The sequence below is a fragment of the Flavobacterium frigidum genome (assembly GCF_048286795.2).
This window is the reverse complement of the sequence record NZ_JBLVPT020000004.1, coordinates 170,865-189,945: the sequence shown is the minus strand read 5'-3', so window position 1 is coordinate 189,945 and position 19,081 is coordinate 170,865. Positions and strand designations below refer to the sequence as shown.

Below are 19,081 nucleotides of genomic sequence, written 5' to 3'. Positions count from 1 at the left end.
TTATTTGATGAAACATACCTTAAATACCAACAGTATTAAGAAATGAATTATGTAACATTTTTATGGAATTATATAACAAATTTTACAGTTAAAAAAAGATATTTGCTTTTAGAATTTTTACCCCTTATCTCTTAAATCAGAAAAATGTCAACATCACAAAACAAGAAAAGCCTTAAAAAACAGTACGTTCCTACAGCAGAATTTTATAGCCAAATAATTGATAGTTTAGAGGAATATTCCATTTTTACGGTTGACACAGATTTAAATATAAACAGTTGGAATTCAGGAGCTACAAATATATTTCAATATGAAACAGATGAAATTATAGGAAAGCCCTTTGAAACTATTTTTACAGAAGAAGATAAAAAAGCTGGAATTCCGAAAAAGGAAATTGATATTGCTTCAAAAACAGGGAGATCTGTAGATATAAGATGGCATGTCTGTAAAGACGGTAAAACATTTTTTGCAGATGGATTGGTATTTCCATTAAAAGATGAAAATGAGGTTGGTATGGGATTTGTGAAAATATTGCGTGATATCACTGCCACAAAAGAAGCTGAGGACGAGATAAAAAAATATGCAAAAGAGCTTGAAGATCTCAATGCTCACAAGGAAAATGTGCTCGCGATATTATCTCATGATTTAAGAAGCCCACTTGCAGGAATTATCCAGGGTGCTCAATATTTAGAAGCAAATTTCGACACGCTACAACCTGCTTTAGTAAAAGAATTGTTGAAAGAATTTCACTTAGCAGCGGTAAACGAATTGAACATGTTGGACTATCTAGTTGAATGGGCAAGGATTAAGTATGCTGCCGAAGCTTTTAAACCTGCCTCAATTGAATTAATACACTGTGTAGAAAAAGTTTTTGATTCCTTAAAAGAAACCGCATCCATCAATACCATAAACCTTCTAAACGAAATAGAAAAAAATTGTAATGTGTTTGCCGATGAGAAAATGTTGCTTTCTATATTGCAAAATATAGTTTCGAATGCGATTAAACATTCGCATAACGGAGGCCAAATAACGCTATCAGCTAAGCAAAGTGATGACATGATGACTATTACAATCAAAGACTCAGGAAAAGGCATGTCAAAAAAAATAATGGATCAACTTTTTGCTCCTAAGGTCAAAGCACTTTCTAAAGCAGTAGAAGAAAAGAAAGGAATGGGTATTGGTCTATTGCTTGTCAAAGGATTTTTAGAAAAAAATAATGGTAAAATATGGGTTGAAAGTGAAGAAGGCAAAGGATCGTCTTTTTATTTTACTTTACCCATCAACAAACCGCTTTAGTGCAGAAAATGTTAAGGTAAAAGCGACTGTATAGCAAAACAGTATGGTTTTTAATTCCAGAAAGCAATACTACATTGTGCCGCTCCATAACTTATGGAAATAATTACAGACATTGATAAACTTCATCAAACAGGTAATTATAAAATAGCTATCGTTTGTATCCTATGCCGATAAAGCGTTTTAATTTAAGGCTTGTATAGTTGTAATAACTTGCAATTGTAACGTACTTACAAATCGTAAACAAAGATCTTTTGATGTGTTTTCGCTTGTTATAAACCTTGCAAAGCTTTTTATAAACCACTTTTTAACATCAGCATGAAATTTAAAAAATAGCGTTTAGCAATCCTTTTTATTATACTATAAAAAAGTAGCTTTGCGCTGCTATTCTATTGTCATAAAATCATGCAAATAATACAAGCACTAAAATGCTTAAAATGAATAAATCTAAAGTTCGATTCCCTCGAAACACCCAAGACCATGATCAATAGTTTAGTTTTTAATACGGCATCAACTGTAGTAGCTCCGTTTTTTAGTAAGGATATTATTTGTTGAATTATAATAAACAAGAAGTACAAAATTGGAAAATAAAGAAGCAAGTTGGACCATGTGCTTAGCGTGCCAAGGTAGAGGAAAGAAAAGTCGGGGGCTAACTAAAAAAGCGCGACTCCAATACCAGCTAACATTAGACAACTTTAAAAATACAAATAGCGAAGAAGCTGCTCCTATACCTCCTAAAGGACACCTTCACTCCTGCTTGAAATGTTCAGGATTAGGTTTAATACCAGCTATAAATCCTCCAACAGCTGATACTGAAAACTATCCACACCTTGCTATTATTGGCGCAGGTATTGGCGGCGTTGCCCTAGCAGTTGCTTGTTTGCATCGGGGAATTCCTTTTACTATATACGAACGTGATGCAAATTTTGATACTCGCTCTCAAGGATACGGACTCACTTTACAACAAGCTAGTAAGGCAATTGAGGGATTAGGTCTACTTTCATTAAAAGATGGAGTACATTCAACAAGGCATTTGGTTCATACTACTGCAGGAAAGGTAGTAGGTGAATGGGGCGTGAGAAAGTGGATACAGGGAGACGACAATACAAAAACAAAACGATCCAATATTCATATTGCAAGACAATCTTTACGGATGGAATTATTAAACCAATTGGGTGATCCAGAACGGGTGAAATGGAGTCACCAATTACTGGATTTTAAAGAAGATGAAAGTAAAGTTGTTACACTAAGATTTCAAGTAAATGGAGCAATAAAAACTGTAAAGGCCGATCTAGTGGTTGGAGCCGATGGAATTCGAAGTACAGTACGGAGGTTAATAATTGGTGATGAGCAGAGCCCTTTACGGTATTTAGGATGTATTGTAATATTAGGTATTTGTCCTTTAAGTGCTTTAGCAGAAATGAATAGTTCGTTATTGGATTCGGCTACAGTATTTCAAACTGCCAATGGCAAGGAACGAATTTATATTATGCCTTACAAAGAAGATTCAGTAATGTGGCAATTGAGTTTTCCAATGACTGAAAAAGAGGCTAAAGAATTAAGTGCACAAGGTCCTAAAGCGCTTAGAGAAGAAGCAATTCGTAGAACGCAATGGCACGATCCTATTCCACAAATTTTACTTGCAACACTAGAAGTGCATGTCTCAGGATATCCTGTATATGATCGCGAATTACTACATTCAGAGTTATTAAAAAATGCTGGAAAAATGACTTTGATAGGAGATGCGGCGCACCCCATGAGTCCGTTTAAAGGACAAGGAGCAAACCAAGCGTTGCTAGATGCACTTGCTTTAGCACGATCCATTTCAAGTGAATGCAGACTTTTATCGCAATGGAGAACAGTTGGAATTCGAGAAAGTCTGTTAAAAAAATTTGAAGCTGAAATGATAGAACGTAGTGCTTCCAAAGTAAAAGATTCAGCAGATGCTGCAACATTTCTACATTCTGAAATTGTACTTCACAAAGCAGATGAACCTAGAGGAAGAAGTATCAAGAATAAATACGAGTAAATAACACCTTAGTTAGAGATGCTATTAAATAGTAACTATTCTTAAAAATTTTAGACGATGAGTTATTCTGGACCTTCAGCGCTAAAACTATTCTGAGATTAAATCGTCCCGCAAATAGGCCAAAGTCGGGCTAATTAAAGCCGATGTTTTCAAAAAAATAACAATTTCTCCAAAATCTTAAATTGAGCCTAATGCCCAACTATTGCTTACGAGTTGCAACATGCTGGCTTTTTAACAAGTTTATTCGTTCTGATTGTATTTTTTTAATTGAAAAATTGAGTACGATCCGAGTACAAACTCTGCAATAATTCCGAAAATATAACCACCTGTCGGAAATCCGTCCATTAACATACTTATCATTCGTCCAATTGCGAGAGATAGCATAAATAATATATTCAATTGGGTAGCAGTTTTCCAATATTTAGTTTTCCAAATTCCTAAAATCCAAACGATTGAAATTCCAAGATACAAACACATAATTGCTTTTAGCATATTTGAAAAGTCAACTGTATTTACTTGAATATCCAAATACACAGGCAGAATTGATGGCGTACCATAAATTATTGCTGTCGGAACTACAATAGATAAAGATAAGAACAGATGTAGATTTTTTAAAATCCAGTTTGTTTTACTTTTCATTTATATTCTGATTTATAAATCATGTTTTATTTCTTGTATTGTTTTTTAAGTTTAAAAGTAACCTATAGAATCTTTTAAACAAACAGAGTATATAAATTTAATGTGATTAACCTTTTATTTAAAACCTTTATTTTGAAGTTTTTATATATTTTAAAACAAAAAAAAGCATCCGTAATAAGGATGCTTTTCTTTTTAAGATATGTACTTTAAAACTAGTCTTGGTTGGTTGTTTTTCTCCAAACAAAAGCATTTAAGATGTGTCTTTTTGCAAATCTTCCAGGTGAATCAGCGTTTACCATTTTTACATAAGTAGCTTTTGGCACACTGATGTATTCATAAACACTACCATTAGAAAAATTAATTATCAATCTACCTTCTACAAACTTGTAATCTGTAATTGTCGCAGTAGCTATAGTTTCAGTATACTCAGGCATATTTTGCTTGATTGTCTCTGGATTGATGCTTACCAAGAAATGGTAGGCTTCAATTATTTTTTTACTGTTTTCTTCAGCAGCTTTTAATCCGGCTTCATCACCTTGAAATTTATCAGGATGTGCCTCTTTCATGGCGTTGCGATAAATTGTTTTCAAATCTTTTAGCTCTGCAGTTTTATCTACATTTAGCAGTTTTCGGTATTCAACTATTTTTTTCATAAATAAGGTAACTACTTGTCTTTTAGTAATTAATCAATATAATTTGATTTCAAAATCGACAAATTTTTTGCAAAGGTACACTTTTTTTTAATTTTTTTGTTTGAGACTAAAAAATATTCAAAAAAAGAAATTAGTTGCTATTTTTTTATTAAAAGGTAAAACTACTATTGCTGTGGTTTGTTGTTTGCTTTATCGAAGTTTTTAGACTTTTTTTGATATTTATTATAACTGATATCACTCGGATTTTCAATTATAGATTTGATTGTTATCCAATCACCAAGTGCGTGTTTTTGAGCCATTTTATAGTCTAAGAGATAAACACCACAAAAAAAGTTGTTATTCTCATCTTTTTCCATAATTCCAGTGTAAACTCCTTTTTGTAACATTCTTTCTTCAGATGCTTTAGTCATAATCCTATTTTTTTTACTGATTCTAAAGTACAAAGTTAGTCAAATATATTTTTGTCTTGTTCTTTTTTTACTTTCTGATTACCTTTGTTTTATGGAAAAAATATTTCGTCCCAGTCCAAAATCTTTCAAAAATACATTTTGTGTTTTTCAAGAAATGTCTCTAGACACTATTGATGGACTTGAATTGCAATATGATAGCAAGGCAAAAAGCAAGTATTATTATACAAAAATGGGTATGTATCGGGTATCCAATCACTGGGGACGCTTGGCTAATAGTAAATGGCGTTTAGTGCCTTTAGAACCAGAGACAAATTCTAAAATAAAATTAGGCTTTGCGCCATGGTCAAATTTTTATCCAGATAATCAAGAGGAGGAATTGTACTATTTAGAAGTAGATTACAGCAGTAAAACAGTCCTTTACCAACACAAACTGAATCCAAATTATGATAATCGGGCAGTCCTGAGAACCACTTTTGAAACTACAAAACGAATCAAACAAGTTCGTAATTTGCTTAATCTAACTTCATGGGCAAAGTATTTTGATTACGATGATTTAGATCTTTTGAGAAAACAGATTATTGATGAATTAATATTCACCAATACATCTTTAGAAGACATAAAAAGGGAATTAAGTCATACATCACAGTAATTTCTTTAAATCCATTGTAGACTAAATAAACTTACAAAAAACTAGCTTTTAAACAATGGTAGTTACAAAAAGGTATCTTATTACAAAGAAAACCAACTTTTTACTAGTTCATCCTCTAGAGGTGCTGCATTTTTATGTACAAACTCATTACTAATTGGGTTGTAATCATAATCTAAAGCCCAAAATTTATGATTTTCTGCCAAAGCTAGGATTCCGTTACATACAAATTCAATTTCGGCATTTGTAGTTGTAGGATGAATAGACATTCTAATCCAACCCGGTTTTCTGATTAAATCGCCAAGAGTAATTTCGTCAATTAATTGATGAGAAGTTTCTTGGTCCACATGCAATAAAAAGTGTCCGTATGTTCCGGCACAACTGCAACCACCACGAGTTTGAATTCCGAATTTATCATTCAATAATTTTACACCCAAGTTAAAATGTAAATCTTCTACAAAGAAAGAAATCACTCCTAGCCTATCCTGATGCTGTCCTGCAAGAATTTTAATATTTGGAACAGATCCTAATTTCGAGAAAATGTAATCTACAATTTCGTGTTCTCTTTTTAAGATATTGTCAATACCCATTTGCTCTTTCAACTGAACGGCCAATGCGGTTTTTATCACCTGAAGAAAGCCCGGCGTACCTCCATCTTCCCTATCTTCGATATTATCGATGTATTTGTGTTCGCCCCAAGGATTTGTCCAACTTACCGTTCCACCACCCGGATTATCAGGAACTAAATTTTGATATAATTTTTTATTAAATACTAAAACTCCACAAGTTCCAGGTCCGCCAAGGAATTTATGTGGCGAAAAGAAAATAGCATCCAAATAACTCTCCCCATCTTCAGGATGCATGTCAATTTTCACATAAGGGCCTGAACAAGCAAAATCTACAAAACAAAGTCCGTTGTGCTGATGCATTATTTTTGCTACTTCATGATACGGAGTTCTGATTCCCGTAACATTCGAACAAGAAGTTATTGAAGCTATTTTAAAAGGCCTTTCTTTATATTTTTCTAATAAAAGTTCAAGATTTTCTATACTGAATAAACCATCTTCTGAAGAAGGAATAACTTCAACATCAGCAATAGTTTCCAACCAAGACGTTTGATTCGAATGGTGTTCCATGTGTGAAATAAAGACAATTGGTTTCTTTTCGGCTGGAATCGTGATGAAATTTTTTAAATTTTCGGGCACTTTCAAACCCAAAATTCGTTGAAATTTATTGACAACGCCTGTCATTCCTGTACCATCAGTAATCAAAACATCATCAGCACTTGCATGCACATGATGTTTGATAATATGACGCGCCTGATGATACGCTTTTGTCATGGCTGTCCCAGAAACCGTAGTTTCGGTATGGGTATTGGCCACAAAAGGACCAAATTGATTCATTAATTTTTCTTCAATAGGACGATATAAACGACCACTTGCTGTCCAATCTGTGTAAATGATTTGTTTATGACCGTAAGGAGATTCAAATTCTTGATCTATTCCGATTATATTATCGCGAAACTGTTGAAAGTATTGCTCTAATTGTGTTGGCGCTTCTTTGGTGATCATATCATATCTAATTTGACTTCAAAGATATTGATTTTCTGGGTATATCTGAAATTTGAAATGTATTTGGAGAATACGCCATAAAATGCAACGATTCAAATTTTAATATTTGCAAAAAGAGAACCATTTTTCCAGATTTAGCCCTGGTTGTAGTGAAAATCCTTTTCCTTTTTTCTTTAAAAAGGAAAAGATTACTTCACTATACTTTTATTTTTATTTGAGTTCAGTGAATTTCATTTACAACAGAAAACGGGAACATAATTTCTAAAAAAGCACCAATAACTCGCTCCGGAAATGAAAACAAATTTGGATTAAAAACAAAAACCCTTTCAAAAGTTTACACTCTGAAAGGATTTTTATTTTAAAGCTAATTAAGATTATAAATCGAATCCTACTGAAAATTGCAATACTCTGTTTTGAGCTTTGCCTTCATCGTATAAATCTCCTAATCCTAAATGATAACGGACTCCTAAACTTATTCCAGAATCAAATTTTAAACCACCTCCAAAATTTAATCCCCAATCAAAATTATTAGGATCATACTCTTGCGAGCCACTAAAAAGACCTGAATATTCCTCTTTGTGTACAATCGCTAACCCAATTTGTGGACCAGCTTCCAAAAAGAAATTTTTAGATGGATACGCTTTCAACATTATTGGTAAATTGATATAATCCAACTTTTGAGTAAAAGTACCACTGCTATTTGTAATTTTATATCCTTGCTGAGAATACAGTAATTCAGGTTGAATAGAAAAGCTTTCGCTAATAAAGGACTCGCCATAAACTCCTACATGAAAACCGCTTCGCTGTTCTGTTTCTCCGTCTCCATCAAAACGTACTGCTGCTAAATTATAACCTCCTTTTATTCCACCTGTTGATTTGAGAGCTCCTTTGTCTTATGCACTCATTGTTGCTAGTACACCAAAAAATAAAACTATTGTTATCTGTTTAATTTTCATCTTTATCCTGTTTTAATTAATCTTATTATACTTTTATTTCCCACCATTGGCACGAAGATCTGCAATACATTGCGCGTCTAATTGTGGAGCTGAACCGCTTGAAACCATATTACCGATACCACCACCAATTTCTGCTGACCAGAACATTAAACAAGTCTTTTCGATACAATGTTTGGGATGTTCTGCATCTTCGTGATTGCTTTGTAAAGCTGTACCAAGGTTAGTCAAACCTAATATATGTCCGAATTCATGAGTAATTACTGTAGTTTCTAATAAACTTCTGTTAGGCTCAAAAGCACTATCACTCAAACCATGAACCGTTTGTTCATAAATAACAAAAGAAGTGTTTCTGTAAGCTGTTCCTAGAATAACCGAAGTATCCGTATCCTTCGAAGATTTTCCGTCTGCAAAAAATGCCCAAACTGCAATTTGGTCTGCTGTATTGTATTTGGTTCTATTAGCATCTTCAATACTTACAATCTCCTCATTTTTATAGGGGGAACTTCCCGGAGATGCAATAGACCGTTTAATCACACTAATACCACCTGGTTTAAAAGTTCGTGCAGAAAGAAAATTCACAAAATTGGTAATCGATTGAGCGCTTGGTTCAAAACCAGCTACATATACCACTTCGATTACCATGCTCTTAAACTTTTTATCCGATAACAAATCGTTAGCAGAGCTTCCTGTTTGCTGTTTATTCGTATTCGGATTTACAGCAACTGGATTATCTAAGGGATCATCTTCTTTTGAACAGGATGCTACCGAAAGGAACAAACCAATCGTGAGTAGAGAAAGTACTTTTTTCATTATTATATTTGTTATTAAGTTTATTTATATAAAAACAGCTACACAATTTAAGGTAGCTGTTCTTACTAAACTACCAACTTAAATCCAGCTATATTTGTTTCAATACTAATGTTACTGCTGCATTAGTAGAGCTTTGCAATGTAATAGTCGAAGCAGTAAAACTAGTTACTTTCCATGTATTATTCAATAAAGTAAACGAAGCGTTACCTGAAAAATTTAGTTTTAGAAAAACATTTAATTCCGAGCTTACCGCATAAGTTCCATTTACTGTTGTATTCACTAGATTTACAGCAGTTACTGATAAATTATTTGCAAAATCAATCGTGAAATCTTTGTAATTCGTTGCTGAATTAACTCCTGCATTCACATATGAGTCTACTTTGAACTTACCATTTACTAAAATTGTTTCTACTTTTTTACGGTTTTGAGCGGCTAAAGCAATTGTCTCTTCTGTTTTTAACGACGCGCTTATTGCGGCTTGCAATTCAGCATCACTTGTAACAGTTGTTTTTGATCCATCAGCAATTGTTACTGAAATAGGATATTTTACTGAATACAATTCTGACGCGCTAATATTTGTCATATACGTATACAATTGCATTTCGGATGTGATGACAACACTACCTGTTTGCTGTAAACTAAGATTGTACGTTAAAATTGTAATAGGAAAGAAAAACTTGACAGATGAAATTGCATCTTGACCAGAAGCTTCTGCTGAGGAACAAGCATTTAGAATTGCATTATATTCGGTTTGATTCGTAACAGTAACCTCTGTATAATTACTGGTTTTAATTTTTAAAGGAAATTGTAAAACAACAGTGTCCTGGTCGTCATTGAATTTAGCAAAAATAGAAAGTACTTGTTGGTAATCTACTTGGCTTAAAATAGAAACCTGAACTCCGTTAACTTTTGCAGTAGCAGGCAAGACAATAGATGAGCATGAAGCTCCATCCAAGAAATCATCAAATGAACCATCGTACATTGAAGTACGTTTCAAATTAGTTGTTGTCGTTGAATTAGCAGTGTTTGTATTTGGATTTTCTCCCTCTACTTCATCAACTTCGCTTTGGCATGATGTAAAACTTAAGATAGCCATCAATGCAATTCCGGTAACAATTTTTAATTTTTTCATAATTTTCAAATTTAATGTATTTTTATATTTACAAGCGATGTTTTTAACGCCTTTCTGTTAGTAAGACAACTACGCTTATTTTTACCCTACGTAAATTTTAAAAAAAAATTAAAAAAAATTTCAAACTACTCAAAATCAATATATTAAAATGCAAAATATTTTAAATAAAAAAGCAATCATCGGTAACACAACTGCTTTTTGAAAAAATATTTTACATTTACAACCTACAAAAAATGAATTAATACTCCATGAGCTACGAAAAAAGTACCCTTTGCGAAGAAAATCACTTTAGAGACTTTTACTTAAAGCACGTGCAATCAGCAACTAATTTTGCGTATTATAAATGTGGTGATGATGAAGCTGCACTAGATCTGGTACAAGATGCATTTACCAAAATATGGGAGAATTGTTCTAAGATCGACTTTAGTAAAGTCAAAACGTATTTGTTTACCAGCATTAATAATTTATTCCTGAATACCATTAAACATCAAAAAGTGGTATTGAGGTATGCCAAAGATGCGCCTAACATAGATACCACTAATCAAAGTCCCGAATATTTATTCGAAGAAGAAGAATTCAAACAAAAACTCACAAAAGCAATCGCATCATTAAGTGAAGCACAACGCGAAGTATTTTTATTGAATCGAATAGATGGAAAAAAATACAGAGAAATCGCTGAGTTACTTGATATTTCTCAAAAAACCGTTGAAAAAAGAATGTCTGGAGCATTACAACTATTGAGAGCTCAAATAGAAAATATATAATTAATCATTTAGCTATAGGGTAATTTAAAAGTTGGTTGTCTTATAAACATAGAGATAGAAAATGGAAAACGAAAAAGAAATATTAAAATGGTTCAATGATGAGCTTTCAAGCCAAGAAATCGAGGATTTAAAACAATCTGAAGATTTACAAACGCTGGAAAAGATTGCTCATTATGCAACACAATTACAGGCACTAACAATTGATGCGCAAGCTGCTTTGGACGCTTTTAAGGTCAGAAACCATTCTAAAAACAAAACAAAAGTAAGAACTTTAAACTTCAAAGCATTCTATAAAGTTGCCGCAGTTCTGGCCGTTTTGTTAACATCTAGTTATTTTTTGTTTTTTAATAATACAACCTCTTACGAAACACAAATAGCACAAACAAAATCAGTCACGCTTCCAGATAATTCTGAAGTGATATTAAACGCTGCTTCCAAACTTAGTTTTAATGAAAAGAAATGGGCTGATCAAAGAGCTTTATCTCTTGAAGGAGAAGCTTTTTTCAAAGTGCAGAAAGGGCAAACTTTTAGTGTAAATACAACAGCAGGAATTATTACAGTTTTAGGGACACAATTTAATGTAAAAGAACGAAAAAACTATTTTGAAGTACATTGCTATGAAGGTTTGGTGAGCGTAACACATAATAATGAAACGATCAAATTACCTCCGGGAAAAACATTTAGAGTCATAAACGGCACCATAGAGAATACTGCAGATTTTAATACACAAAATCCTTCGTGGATTCAACAAGAATCTAGCTTTACGCAGATTCCATTAGAACAAGTTATTGCAGAATTAGAGCGTCAATACGATATAAAAATTAAAGTGGAAGGTGTCGATACTTCAAAACTTTTTACAGGAAGTTTTACTCATACCGATAAAAAAATTGCGCTTCAAGCAGTTACAATTCCATTGAAATTAAGTTACAAGATTGAAGGTAAAACTATTATATTTTACAACTATGGTGTTAAATAAATGGCTGGTTTTTCTCTTACTTTGTATTGGCTGTTTTTGTTTTGGACAAAATACAACTAAAAAAACACCTTTGCCTGAGGTCATTATTTCCCTCGAAAAGCAATTTAACATCAAGTTTTCGTACGCCGTTGAAGATGTGGCAAATATTGCAATTGAAAAGCCGAATACTTCCTTTACGTTACAAGAAACAATTGATTATCTAAACTCGAAAACGCTTTTGAACTTTAAAGCTTTAGACGATAGGTATGTTACCGTTTCTGTGCTAAACAAAACGATATCAGTTTGCGGAATTGTTTCTGATGAAAAGAAATCTCGTTTAGTTGGCGCATCTGTTTTTATAAACAATATTGGAAGAAGCACAATTACAGATGGAAATGGTACATTTAAATTGCAAAATATTCCAATACATGCAACACTGACCATTTCCTATGTGGGATTTGAATCCAGACAATTTTCGGCTAACGAATTATTTTCGGCACAAAACAATTGCAAGGAAATTGTTCTTCCTACAAAAAATGAAGAGTTGAATCAGGTTTTGATTCAAGTATATCTAACGTCAGGGTTACAAAAATATCTGGATGGAAGCACCGTTTTAAACACAAAAAAATTTGGTATTCTTCCCGGATTAATTGAACCCGACATTCTGCAATCTGTTCAAGCGCTTCCCGGTGTGGAAAGTACCAATGAAAGCATTGCTAATATAAACGTTCGCGGTGGAACTAACGATCAAAATTTAGTGCTTTGGGATAATATCAAAATGTATCATTCTGGTCATTTTTTTGGGTTAATATCTCCTTACAACCCTAATCTTACGAACAAAGTTATCGTTAGTAAAAACGGAACAAGTGCTGAATACAGTGATGGTGTTTCCAGTACCATCAATATGTACACGAAAGATCTGGTCACCAATACCTTTTCTGGTGGTGCAGGAATTAACTCTATTAGCGCCGATGCCTTTTTAGAAATCCCGATAACTAAAAAATTAGAACTTCATATTTCGGGACGTCGTTCGATTACTGATTTGTTTAAATCACCTACGTACACTAAATACTATCAACGTAGTTTTCAGGACACTGAAATCAACGCAGATAGCGACCAACATGATACGTCTTCTGATTTTTATTTTTATGATTATACCGCTAAATTACTTTTTGATTTAAACGAAAAACATCAATTCAGAGCAAATGTCATTGGCATCAATAACGCTTTAGATTATAGGGAACGTCGCATAAATACAAACCAAACCCAATCTAAAACCAGCGCTTTAGCACAGAACAACATTGGTTACGGCGGAAATTGGAAGGCACAGTGGAATTCAAAACTAAGTTCAAATTTTATCACTTACTTTTCCAGATACAATATTGACGCTATTGATTACAGAATAGAAACGGATCAGCGCTTAACAGAAGCAAATGAAGTGCTGGAAACTGGCGCTAAAATCAATACCAATTACAAAAAAAATGACAACTTAAATTTCTTATTTGGCTACCAATTTAATGAAACAGGAATGTTGAATCAAACTACCGTTAGTGCTCCATTTTACTCCAGTACCAAAAAAGATGTTTTGTTGAACCACGCCTTATTTTCTGAGGTAGAATACAATAAAAACAATACCTATTTACGAGTTGGATTGCGTTTGAATTATTTTCAAAAATTCGAAAAGTTTTTGGTTGAACCAAGAATAAACATTCGACAAAAATTATCAGATCAATTTGCTTTAAAATTAGAAGGGGAATTCAAAAATCAATCGACTACTCAAATCGTGGATTTTGAAGATGATTTTCTTGGTGTCGAAAAAAGACGTTGGGTTTTAGTCACCGATAAAGACATTCCAATTGCCACCAGTAAACAAGGTTCTTTTGGCGTCGAATTCAATAAAAACAAACTAAATATCGAGGCTACAAGTTTTTATAAAATTGTTGATGGTATTACAGCTTCTAATCAGGGTTTCTATAACAGTTTTCAGTATGAGACCGCAAATGGCAGCTACACATCCAAAGGTTTAGAATTTTTGGCCAATAAAACAGCGCGTCAATATAGCGTTTGGGTAAGTTACACATTTAGCACAAATGACTATACATTTGCTACTTTTACCCCGTCAACTTTCCCTAATAATGTAGACATAAGACACTCTGTTTCGCTAGGTTTTAATTATGACATCCTTAAAAATCTAAAAATAGCATTTGGTGGTATTTGGAGAAATGGGCAACCGTACACAAAACCAATTGAAGGGAATGAAACCGTTCAAAACGGAAATAATACCATAGTAAATTATGATTCTCCAAACAATGAAAACCTGGATAATTTCATGCGTTTAGACGCTTCATTAAATTATAATTTCAATCTGTCTGAATTTATTAAAGCTTCGTTTACTGCGGGTGTCATAAACGCAACAAACCAGAACAATCTGATCAATCGCTATTACAAAGTCAATCCAAATGATCAAAATGATGCAATTCAAGTAGATAACAAATCGCTTGGATTAACACCAAATGTAAGCTTTAGAGTGAATTTTTAAAATTTGCCTTAACCTTTAAGCTAATTTATAATTTTACCCTTCGTCAAGCTCAAAATTGGCAAGAATCGGGTTTAGATTTATTCCAATAGATTTTATGATAAATTATAAAAATCGCTTTGTATATTCGCCAATTCTTACTTTTTATAAACTTATAGCCTTCGATTTACACAGGCAACTATACCGTAAGTAAAGGATACTTTAGCCCAGATTAAAATCAAAACACAGAAATTAAAATGACCGAAAATAATCAAAGGAAACAACAAGCAAAATTGCTCAGGATATTCAGGAAAATTCACCGAACAACTGGAGCTTTTTTATTTATTTTTTTCTTTTTTGTTTCCGTGACAGGAATTCTATTAGGTTGGAAAAAAAATAGTGGCGGATTGCTACAATCAAAATCATTTCAGGGAACTTCAGTACATTTAAAAGACTGGCTTTCTATTGACAGTTTACACAAAAATGCCTGCAAAATTTTACTAGATTCTATTTCAAAAGACTCAACGCTGGAACTGGAACGAATTGAGATTAAAAAAGATAAAGGAATGGTGAAATTTATTTTTGCCGAAAACTTTTGGGGAATTCAACTTGACGGGGCAACAGGGCAATTATTACATATTGAAAGAAGACGGTCAGACTTTATTGAAAACGTACACGATGGATCAATTCTTGACGATTATTTCAAAACTGGTAATGGACTCATCAAATTGGTTTACACAACCGTCATGGGGCTGGCACTTTTGATATTTACCATCACAGGATTCTGGCTCTGGTATGGACCTAAGAGGATGAAACGAAAATAACGAATCAATAGTTCTAGTAAAATCTACCAACTATTTTTAAGTACATTACCAAAAAAACAAGCCTGTTCAATTAATCGAACAGGCTTGCTATATTTAATCTTCTAAACTACTCTTATAATCCAGCCACTGCTTTTATTTCATCAATGATTCGTAATGCCAGAACATCTGCTTTTTCTTGAGAAGCCGCTTCGGTATAAATACGAATAATAGGCTCTGTATTCGATTTTCTAAGGTGTACCCAATTTTCAGCAAAATCAATTTTTACACCGTCAATAGTGGTAATATCTTCATTTTTGTATTTCTCCGTCATGGCAACAAGAATCGCATCCACATCAATTTGTGGCGTCAATTCGATTTTGTTTTTGCTCATATAATATTCCGGATACGAAGCACGCAAAGCAGAAATCGTCATTTTTTTGTTAGCCAAATGTGTCAAAAACAAGGCTACTCCTACCAAACTATCGCGTCCGTAATGCAGCTCTGGATAAATGATTCCACCATTTCCTTCGCCACCTATTACTGCATTATTTTTTTTCATTAATTCAACCACATTCACTTCACCTACGGCACTGGCTTCGTAACTTCCGTTGTGTAAATTAGTCACATCACGCAATGCACGGGAAGATGACATATTCGAAACGGTATTTCCCGGTGTTTTACTCAATACATAATCGGCGCAAGCTACTAAAGTGTATTCTTCACCAAACATTTCACCGTCTTCGCAAATGAAAGCCAAACGATCCACATCAGGATCTACCACAATTCCTAAATCGGCTTTTTCTTTTACTACCAATTCTGAAATATCTGTCAAATGTTCTTTTAATGGTTCTGGATTATGTGGAAAATGTCCGTTTGGTTCACAGTATAATTCGATCACTTCAACGCCCATTAATTCCAGTAATCTTGGTATAATAATTCCACCTGACGAATTTACACCATCCACAACTACTTTAAATTTAGCTGCTTTTACTGCATCTACATCTACCAAAGGCAAATTTAAAACTTCATCAATGTGAATATCCATGTAGGCATCGTTAATCATAATTTCTCCCAAATCATCCACATCCGAGAAATCGAAAGCTTCCGCTTCAGCAATGGCAAGAATTTTTTCTCCCTCGGCACCATTAAGAAACTCCCCTTTTTCATTCAATAATTTTAGGGCATTCCATTGTTTTGGGTTGTGCGAAGCGGTAAGAATAATTCCACCATCGGCCTTTTCTAACGGAACAGCAACTTCAACAGTTGGCGTTGTTGAAAGTCCCAAATCGATCACGTCAATTCCTAAACCAATTAAGGTATTTACCACCAAATTATGAATCATTGGCCCAGATATACGGGCATCACGACCAACGACTACAGTTAATTTTTCTTTTCCAATGTAGTTTTTCAACCAAGTCCCGTAAGCCGAAGCAAATTTTACTGCATCAACAGGTGTAAGGTTATCCCCTACTTTCCCTCCTATAGTCCCGCGAATTCCTGATATTGATTTTATTAAAGTCATTTATTATCAATTAAGTTTTTGAATTGTAAATTTTAAATATCGAACAAATATAATAATTGACGGTTTATAAAAGTCATTTAGAATTCAAAATTCATCATTTAAATTCCTAAATTAGGCGAATGAATTTTCTAGCACACATCTATCTTTCTGGTGATAATGATTTAATCAAAATTGGCAATTTTATGGCTGATGGAATTCGTGGAAAACATTTTGAAAGTTATCCTTTAGATATACAAAAAGGAATAATCTTGCATCGTGCCATTGATACTTTTACCGATGCGCATCCCATTTTTAGACAAAGCACAAAAAAACTACATGCAAAATACCATCATTACGCGGGCGTGATTGTAGACGTGCTTTACGATCATTTTCTAGCTAAAAATTGGAATCAATATTCTGATCAAAAACTGGAGGATTTCGTGGAACGATTTTACCAATCTTTGCATTATAATTATGAAATGCTGTCAGAACGAACCAAAGGACTAATGCCTATCATGATGAAAGAAAATTGGCTGGTGAAATATCAAACGGTGGAAGGAATTGAGCATATTTTGACTCAAATGGACCATCGCACCAAAAATCAATCTCAAATGCGGTTTGCTACCAATGAACTTTCCGAATTCTATCTCGAATTTGAAGATGAATTCACCAATTTTTTTCAAGAATTAATTCTATTTTCAAAAACCAAAATTATCACTTTATGAAAAAAATACTTTTTCTGATTCCGTTAGCTATTTTAGGCTGTAAATCGAATTTTAAAGCAGTTGAGCCTACTGGCCTTGTAACTTCAAAAGCCATGGTTGTTTCTGCTCGAGAAGAAGCTTCCAAAATTGGAATTGAAATCATGAAAAAAGGCGGTAATGCATTTGATGCGATGGTTGCAACTGAATTGGCTTTGGCTGTAGCCTATCCGTTTGCAGGAAATATTGGCGGTGGCGGTTTTATGGTGTATCGAAAAGCAAACGGAGAAATTGGTTCTTTGGATTACCGAGAAAAAGCACCATTAGCTGCTACAAAAGATATGTTCCTAGACGATAAAGGAAATGTAATAAAAGGAAAAAGTACTGAAACTCCTCTTGCTATTGGGGTTCCTGGAACAATTGCCGGCGTTTTTGCAGTTCATGAAAAATTGGGTTCATTACCAATTGAAGAAATTCTAAAACCTGTGATTGCTTTGGCTGAAAGAGGTGTCATTGTCACCAAAAAACAAGAAGATAGATTAGCTGCGTATCGAGACATATTCATAAAAGTAAATGGCAACAAAACATTATTTGCAACTGTTTTCAAAGAAAATGATGTTATACAATATCCTGCCCTTGCAAATACCTTAAAAAGAATTTTAAAAAATGGCAGAGATGAATTTTACAAAGGAGAAACTGCTAAAATATTAGTCAAATACCTGCAGGAAAAAGGAGCAATCATCAGTTTAGAAGATTTGGCTCAATACGAAGCTAAATGGAGAACACCTCTCACTTTTGATTACAAAGATTTAAAGATAATCTCAATGCCTCCACCCAGCAGTGGCGGAATATGTCTAGCTGAAATATTCAAAATGATCGCCCCTTTCGACCTAGCAAAAATCGGACATAACTCAACAGAAGCCATTCAAGTTATTGTAGAAGCAGAAAGAAGAGCGTATGCCGACAGAAGTTATTATCTGGGTGATCCTGATTTTGTAAAAATCCCTTTAAAAGCTTTAATGGATGATGATTATTTGAAACAACGAATGTCAAATTTTAGTTTTGAAAAAGCTACTTTATCATCGGAAATAAAAGAAGGAAAAGTAACTTATAATGAAAGTACGGAAACGACCCATTATTCGATTGTAGATCAGTTTGGCAATGCGGTTGCATCAACCACAACATTAAATGACGGTTATGGTTCTAAATATTATTGTGATGAACTTGGTTTTTTCCTCAACAACGAAATGGATGATTTCAGTGCTAAGCCAGGTGAACCCAATATGTTTGGATTAGTAGGAAACGAAGCCAATAGCATTGCGCCACAAAAAAGAATGTTGAGTTCTATGACGCCAACAATTGTGGAGAAAAACGGGAAATTATTTATGGTTGTGGGTTCTCCCGGAGGCTCGACAATTATAACATCCGTATTGCAAACTATTTTAAATGTTTATGAGTATCGTTTAAGTATGCAGCAAGCGGTAAATGCACCTCGTTTTCACCACCAATGGTTACCGGATTTAATCACTTTTGAACCCAATACTTTTGACAATAAAACCTTTGAAACCTTGAAATCAAAAGGATATATCATTAATGAAAAAACGACTCCAGTAATAGGAAAAGTAGATGCGATTTTGGTTTTACCAAATAAAAAACTCGAAGGTGGTGCAGATTTTAGAGGAGACGATAAAGCGGTTGGTTTTTAG

Annotated in this window: 16 protein-coding genes and 1 pseudogene; 9 read left to right on the top strand and 8 right to left on the bottom strand. The window is 33.7% G+C overall.

The features are described from left to right. Positions 1–144: 144 nt before the first annotated feature. Together ACNQGB_RS07260 and ACNQGB_RS07255 are read left to right on the top strand one after the other, a co-directional pair. Positions 145–1,293: a PAS domain-containing sensor histidine kinase gene (locus tag ACNQGB_RS07260; RefSeq protein ID WP_417945087.1), complete on the top strand. Its 1,149-nt coding sequence runs from the start codon at positions 145–147 to the stop codon at positions 1,291–1,293. A 604-nt stretch (positions 1,294–1,897) separates the two neighbouring features. Then, positions 1,898–3,319 (top strand): FAD-dependent oxidoreductase, encoded by a 1,422-nt coding sequence (locus ACNQGB_RS07255; RefSeq protein ID WP_417945110.1) that lies wholly within the window; start codon positions 1,898–1,900, stop codon positions 3,317–3,319. Positions 3,320–3,559: 240 nt separating this feature from the next. On the opposite strand, the gene ACNQGB_RS07250 is transcribed toward ACNQGB_RS07255, so the two are convergent. From ACNQGB_RS07250 to ACNQGB_RS07240, 3 genes are all read right to left on the bottom strand, one after another. Next, positions 3,560–3,958, bottom strand: a complete 399-nt coding sequence (locus ACNQGB_RS07250) for a DUF4345 domain-containing protein (protein ID WP_417945085.1) — start codon at positions 3,956–3,958, stop codon at positions 3,560–3,562. A gap of 212 nt (positions 3,959–4,170) precedes the next feature. Then, positions 4,171–4,611: a KTSC domain-containing protein gene (locus tag ACNQGB_RS07245; RefSeq protein ID WP_309759570.1), complete on the bottom strand. Its 441-nt coding sequence runs from the start codon at positions 4,609–4,611 to the stop codon at positions 4,171–4,173. A 164-nt stretch (positions 4,612–4,775) separates the two neighbouring features. Next, positions 4,776–5,021 carry a hypothetical protein gene (locus ACNQGB_RS07240; RefSeq protein ID WP_309759571.1) on the bottom strand — a complete coding sequence of 82 codons (246 nt, stop codon included), beginning with the start codon at positions 5,019–5,021 and terminating at the stop codon, positions 4,776–4,778. A 91-nt stretch (positions 5,022–5,112) separates the two neighbouring features. On the opposite strand from ACNQGB_RS07240, the gene ACNQGB_RS07235 reads away from it, so the two are divergent. Further along, a complete protein-coding gene (locus tag ACNQGB_RS07235; protein WP_417945082.1) occupies positions 5,113–5,670 on the top strand; it encodes a hypothetical protein in 558 nt (185 codons plus the stop codon). Positions 5,671–5,750: 80 nt separating this feature from the next. Here the strand turns inward: ACNQGB_RS07235 and ACNQGB_RS07230 are convergent, their stop codons facing one another. From ACNQGB_RS07230 to ACNQGB_RS07215, 4 genes and pseudogenes are all read right to left on the bottom strand, one after another. Further along, positions 5,751–7,238: an aminotransferase class V-fold PLP-dependent enzyme gene (locus tag ACNQGB_RS07230; protein ID WP_417945081.1), complete on the bottom strand. Its 1,488-nt coding sequence runs from the start codon at positions 7,236–7,238 to the stop codon at positions 5,751–5,753. A 374-nt stretch (positions 7,239–7,612) separates the two neighbouring features. Next, positions 7,613–8,143 (bottom strand): annotated as a pseudogene (locus tag ACNQGB_RS07225) (porin family protein). An 84-nt stretch (positions 8,144–8,227) separates the two neighbouring features. Continuing rightward, positions 8,228–9,004 carry a membrane metalloprotease gene (locus ACNQGB_RS07220; protein WP_417945080.1) on the bottom strand — a complete coding sequence of 259 codons (777 nt, stop codon included), beginning with the start codon at positions 9,002–9,004 and terminating at the stop codon, positions 8,228–8,230. An 88-nt stretch (positions 9,005–9,092) separates the two neighbouring features. Continuing rightward, positions 9,093–10,136, bottom strand: coding sequence for a hypothetical protein (locus ACNQGB_RS07215; protein WP_417945079.1), 1,044 nt, complete (start codon positions 10,134–10,136; stop codon positions 9,093–9,095). Positions 10,137–10,384: 248 nt separating this feature from the next. Here ACNQGB_RS07215 and ACNQGB_RS07210 point away from each other — a divergent pair, with 248 nt between their 5' ends. The 4 genes from ACNQGB_RS07210 to ACNQGB_RS07195 all read left to right on the top strand — a co-directional run bounded on the left by ACNQGB_RS07210 (position 10,385) and on the right by ACNQGB_RS07195 (position 15,194). Further along, positions 10,385–10,900 carry an RNA polymerase sigma factor gene (locus ACNQGB_RS07210; protein ID WP_417945078.1) on the top strand — a complete coding sequence of 172 codons (516 nt, stop codon included), beginning with the start codon at positions 10,385–10,387 and terminating at the stop codon, positions 10,898–10,900. 61 nt (positions 10,901–10,961) lie between these two features. After that, the gene (locus tag ACNQGB_RS07205) at positions 10,962–11,876 is read left to right on the top strand and encodes a FecR family protein (RefSeq protein ID WP_417945077.1); all 915 of its coding nucleotides are present in this window, start codon (positions 10,962–10,964) and stop codon (positions 11,874–11,876) included. Beyond that, entirely contained in the window at positions 11,863–14,394 is a 2,532-nt protein-coding gene (locus ACNQGB_RS07200; RefSeq protein ID WP_417945075.1) for a TonB-dependent receptor, read from the top strand. Before ACNQGB_RS07205 ends, ACNQGB_RS07200 begins: the two co-directional genes overlap by 14 nt. Positions 14,395–14,627: 233 nt before the next feature. Further along, positions 14,628–15,194, top strand: a complete 567-nt coding sequence (locus ACNQGB_RS07195; RefSeq protein WP_417945073.1) for a PepSY domain-containing protein — start codon at positions 14,628–14,630, stop codon at positions 15,192–15,194. 112 nt (positions 15,195–15,306) lie between these two features. Here ACNQGB_RS07195 and glmM read toward each other — a convergent pair whose 3' ends face one another. Further along, a complete protein-coding gene (gene glmM, locus ACNQGB_RS07190) occupies positions 15,307–16,695 on the bottom strand; it encodes a phosphoglucosamine mutase (protein ID WP_417945071.1) in 1,389 nt (462 codons plus the stop codon). A 119-nt stretch (positions 16,696–16,814) separates the two neighbouring features. Here glmM and ACNQGB_RS07185 point away from each other — a divergent pair, with 119 nt between their 5' ends. After that, positions 16,815–17,399 carry an acyl carrier protein phosphodiesterase gene (locus ACNQGB_RS07185; protein WP_417945070.1) on the top strand — a complete coding sequence of 195 codons (585 nt, stop codon included), beginning with the start codon at positions 16,815–16,817 and terminating at the stop codon, positions 17,397–17,399. After that, positions 17,396–19,081: a gamma-glutamyltransferase gene (gene ggt, locus ACNQGB_RS07180; RefSeq protein ID WP_417945069.1), complete on the top strand. Its 1,686-nt coding sequence runs from the start codon at positions 17,396–17,398 to the stop codon at positions 19,079–19,081. The genes ACNQGB_RS07185 and ggt overlap by 4 nt, the downstream gene beginning before the upstream one ends.